The sequence below is a fragment of the Candidatus Synechococcus spongiarum SH4 genome, assembly GCF_000586015.1.
GTDB lineage: Bacteria > Cyanobacteriota > Cyanobacteriia > PCC-6307 > Cyanobiaceae > Synechococcus_B > Synechococcus_B spongiarum_F.
The window spans coordinates 1-4,349 of record NZ_JENA01000144.1; the positions used below are offsets into that span (position 1 = coordinate 1).

The 4,349-nt window shown below is 69.1% G+C and carries 3 protein-coding genes and 1 pseudogene; 1 reads left to right on the forward strand and 3 read right to left on the reverse strand.

What is annotated here, in order from left to right:
• Positions 1-18: 18 nt before the first annotated feature.
• On the reverse strand, positions 19-1,767 hold the full coding sequence (locus BG35_RS0106925; RefSeq protein WP_034417660.1) for an NAD+ synthase: 1,749 nt from the start codon (positions 1,765-1,767) through the stop codon (positions 19-21).
• An 85-nt stretch (positions 1,768-1,852) separates the two neighbouring features.
• Here BG35_RS0106925 and BG35_RS14185 point away from each other — a divergent pair, with 85 nt between their 5' ends.
• Positions 1,853-2,386, forward strand: a complete 534-nt coding sequence (locus tag BG35_RS14185) for a hypothetical protein (protein ID WP_373276974.1) — start codon at positions 1,853-1,855, stop codon at positions 2,384-2,386.
• A gap of 11 nt (positions 2,387-2,397) precedes the next feature.
• Here BG35_RS14185 and BG35_RS0106945 read toward each other — a convergent pair whose 3' ends face one another.
• A complete protein-coding gene (locus BG35_RS0106945; RefSeq protein ID WP_034417662.1) occupies positions 2,398-3,780 on the reverse strand; it encodes a GTP-binding protein in 1,383 nt (460 codons plus the stop codon).
• Positions 3,777-4,349, reverse strand: a pseudogene (locus BG35_RS0106950) (CNNM domain-containing protein); the annotation flags it as partial. The pseudogene BG35_RS0106950 and the gene BG35_RS0106945, both read right to left, overlap by 4 nt.

Below are 4,349 nucleotides of genomic sequence, written 5' to 3' on the forward strand. Positions count from 1 at the left end.
GGCGCCGGTCTGAGGGGCTCAGCAGGTGGCAATGGGCATGCGCCAGCCGGTCCCGAATGCCCGGCCACTCACCTTCAACACCGGCGGCGCCTGGCGCCGCTTGAACTCGGCCCTGCGCAGCAGGGACCAGATGCGCTGCACCAGCGCCGGATCACCCCCCGCCGCAATCAATTGATCCGGGGTGTGGTGCTCCTCCACCAACTTCTTGAGAATGGGGTCGAGAACGGCATAATCCGGCAGGGAGTCGCTGTCCTTCTGGTTGGGGCGCAGCTCGGCGCTGGGGGGCTTGCTGAGGATGACCTCCGGAATCAGCGCCCCCCGGGTTGGCAGCCCCGCCCCACGGCGCTGCCGCAGGGCCCCAGGGCCGTTGAGCCAACGGCAGAGACTGTAGACGTCGGTTTTGTAGAGATCTCCAAGCACCGCCAGCCCACCGTTCATGTCTCCGTAGAGGGTGCAATACCCCACCGCCAACTCCGATTTGTTGCCCGTGGACAGGAGCAGGCGCCCCTCCTGATTGGCCATGGCCATGAGCAGGGCGCCGCGAATGCGGGATTGGAGGTTTTCCGCCGTCAACCCGTCCGGGTCTTTGCCCAGGGCAGGGTGCAATGTCTGGGCAAAGGTGTCCATCAGGGGGGTGATGGGCGCCGTGGTGGTGGCCATCCCTAGCAACCGGGCCAGCGACCGGGCATCGGCAACCGAACCGGGGGAACTGAAAGCCGACGGCATCAGCAGGCCGCGCAACTGCCGGGGACCAAGGGCGGCAGCGGCCACACAGGCCACAAGGGCGGAATCAACACCGCCACTGAGCCCCAACACGGCTGAACGGAAACCGCACTTGCGGGCGTAATCCTCCAGACCCAGAACCAACACCCTCCAGAGGTCCTCCTGGGGAGACGTGACGGCCCTGGGGGACCCGGCCGAGGGGGCTGCCGCCGTCCCCCCATGGGGCAACCGGCCGGAGGGCAAGTCCAGACGGACCCAATGGCTGGCGGGACGGGCTGAGGGCAACTGCAGGAGAACGGCGCCCTGGGGATCCACCACAAAGCTGTTGCCGTCAAACACCAGTTCATCGTTACCCCCCACTTGGTTCACGTACACCACCGGACACCCCAGGCGGGCCGCGGCAGCGGTGGCCAACTCCCGGCGCAGCGTCTGCTTGCCCACCGCAAAGGGGGAGGCGGAGAGATTCACCATTACGTCCGGCGCCAGGGGCGCCAGCTCGGCGACGGGATCACAGTCGTAGGTGGGCTGACGGGGGCGCCGAGGATCCGCCCAGAGGTCTTCGCAGATGGTGACGGCCAGCCGCAGGGACCGCCCCGCCAGCGGGATCTCCACCAGGCAGGGCTGGCGGCCCGGACGAAAGTAGCGGCGCTCGTCGAACACGTCGTAGCTGGGAAGGAGCCGCTTGGCGGCCACCATCCGCCAGCAGCCGTCCCCCACCAGGGCGGCGCTGTTGTGGAGGGGGCAGTCCCCTCCGTCCGCCAAGGGGGTCACCCCACCCACCAGCAGCCGGAGATTCTCCGGCAAGGCCAGAGCCAGGGCATCCAGCACCTTCTGCTGCCGCCGCAACATGGTGGGTAACAACAGCAGATCCCGGGGGGGATACCCCCAGAGCGCCAACTCCGGCGTTACCAGCACCTGGACGCCGGCCGCGGCGGCCTGCCGGGCAGCCGCCAGCACCTGATGGCTGTTGCCCTCCAGGTCCCCCACCAGGGGATTGAGTTGCGCCAGGCCGATGTAGACGGGCCGGGACCGGGGCTCGGGCATGGTCACTGGCGGGCGGCATGGGCCGGCACGTCGTGGGCCGTGAACCCGTAGAGCCTCTGGGACGCCAAGATGGGCAATAACTCCTTTGGCGCCAGGGCGGGATCAGGTCGTTGGCGGATCTGGGAACTGGCCACAGGCGGGATGTGCAGCGGCAGGGCTTCCAGGCGGCGCCGGCGGCCTGGAGCCGTGCCATGGCCTGCTCCTGTTCCGGCCCGTTGTTCCGGGGAACAACCACCAGACAGCAGCAGCGCAACAACTCGGAGGCCTGATACCAGTTGGGGATCTGGGGCAGCAGATCCACCCCCACCACAAACAGCAGGCGGGCCGTGGGGAAGCAGGTCCGGGCGGCCCGGACACTGTCCAGGGCGCGACGGCTGCTGAAATCCTGCCGCAGCTCCAGGCGGCGCCCCCGGGCCATCATCCGGGTCTTGAGGCTGTCCACAACCACCTGGAGCAACTGGCGGCGGACCGCCAGGGGTGCGCCATGGCGTTTCAAGGGGTTGTCGCTGGCCCATGTGGCCACCATGGGGTAGCGCCGGGCCAGGCCGGCCAGAATGGCCTGGTGACCAATGGTTGGCGGATCGGCACTGGTGCCGAAGAGGGCCACGACGGGAGGTGAAAACCGGGTGCTCATGGCAGCAGAGCGGCATCTTTCCGGGTGAAGGGCCGGCCACGGAACTCTTCGGCCTGGGTCCAGCACAGCCACGGGGCGTGGGGATCCTGTTGCCGCACCAGGCGCCGCATCATGGTGGCCGACGGGGACAACCGCAAGGCTTCTCCCGCCACCAGCTTGTGGGCCGTCAGCCGCCCCAGGAGGCGGGTGGTATGCACCGCAAGGGTAGCCTGGGCCAGGGCCACCGGACCGGCAGGGGCCAGGCTGAGGCCTGCCGTAAACGGCGCCGCCGCCAGCAGCAGGTGTTTCACGAGACCCAAAGCCCCCTGCAGGCCCAACTGGACCCCGCCCACCCACAGCAGGTTGGTCCCCAGTTGTCGCACCAGGGCTTGGCGCTGGGGGCCAGCCCTGGGGAGGGGAACACCATAGAGATCGGCCAGTTGCACAACCAAGCCTGTATCGGCCGTGGCGGCGCCCGCCAGATCCACCAGCATGACCGGATTCATGGCCAGACCCGTTGCCTTGGCGACGGCGTAGCGGCCAATCAACCGCTGGGCCCGTGCGCGGCGCTGTTGAAGGCGGCAACGCATCAGCAGACGCTGGAAGCGGCTCGCGGCTTGCAGGCTGTTGAGCGCCAGGAGGCGGGCGCCGTCGGAACGCCACAGGTGCAGCAACGCCTCCCGGAGGGGCTCCACCTGGGGGGGCGCCGCCTCGCTGCGGATCCTGCCATCAGGGAGTTGTTGCGGTTGGCGGGGGGCCGCGGCAATCATCAAGGGAGTGGTCCGGACTGCCCCGTCACCCAGCAGTTGCCGCACCCGGCCGCCGATGGCGCCGGCCAACTGGCGGCGTTCCGCCGGTGTCCAGGTGTCGGCGCGGTTCAGCACCAGGAGCACGGGTTTTCCACAGCGGCGCAACTCCGTCAAGGCCCCGGCCTCGGGAGCAGAGACGTCGCCGCCCAGCACCAGCAGCACCAGATCGGCCCCCATGGCCAGGCGGCGGGCCAGCCGCCCCTGGGCTGACCCCTGGATTTCGTCCAGTCCCGGAGTGTCCACAAGGTCCACGGCCTGCAGGCCGGGAATGGGAGCGGGGGGGATCCACACGGCCTGTTGCTGCCGGCGGGTGCAGCCATGGGCCACGTCCACGGCAAAGCATGGGGAGGGCAGCAGGGCATTGAGCACACTGGATTTGCCCACCCCGACCCGACCGAACACCACCAGACGGGGGCGCCGTCGGGCCAGGCGTTGCAGTTGGCGATCCACCATCTGCAGGTGTGGCCCCAGCCGACTGTGCTCCCGGGGGGAAAGCGCCAGCCGCCGCCGCCAGCGCTCCAGCATGGCCAGCGTCTGGTCCGCCACGGCGCCGCCAGCATTCGCCACGGTCATGGTCATGGTCGTGGTCATGGGGACTGGGGGAGGGAACGCCAGCCCGCCAGCCAGGACAGGACGGCATCGGCGCCGATCACACCGGCGAACCCGCCAAACTCGTCCACCACTACCCGCACCCGGTTGCTGTGCTGACGGAAGTCCATCAACAGTTGGTCGGCGCGAATCATTTCCGGGACAAACGCCACCGGCTCGCTGAGATCCGTCAGGGAGCGCTCCCCAAGGCCCTGGGCCAGGGCCGCCAGCAGCGCCTCCCGGCTGGCCACCCCCAGAACGTGGTCCACCGCTTCCCCCAGGATCACCCACCAGGGGTCGTTGCGCTCCAGGAGGAGAGCTTGCACGTTGACCAACCGTTCCGAACCCGCCAGGGTGGGGGCCGCCACCCGGGGCACCATCAACTCACTGGCCCGCAGGTCGTTGAGTTGGAACACCTTGCCGATCATGGCCGCCTCGTCGGCTTCAATGCGCCCCTGCTGGTGACCCAGGCGGGTCAGCAGACGGATTTCCGCCTCATCGGTGACGTGGGTGCTCTGGGCCGTCAGGGCCGGCACCAGACGCTCAAGAACAAGCACCAGCGGCAGCAGCAG

Excerpts from the sequence above, each read along its gene's own strand:
- BG35_RS0106925 (WP_034417660.1), bottom strand. The coding sequence starts at position 1,767 with ATGCCCGAGCCCCGGTCCCGGCCCGTCTACATCGGCCTGGCGCAACTC.
- BG35_RS0106945 (WP_034417662.1), bottom strand. The coding sequence starts at position 3,780 with ATGACCACGACCATGACCATGACCGTGGCGAATGCTGGCGGCGCCGTG.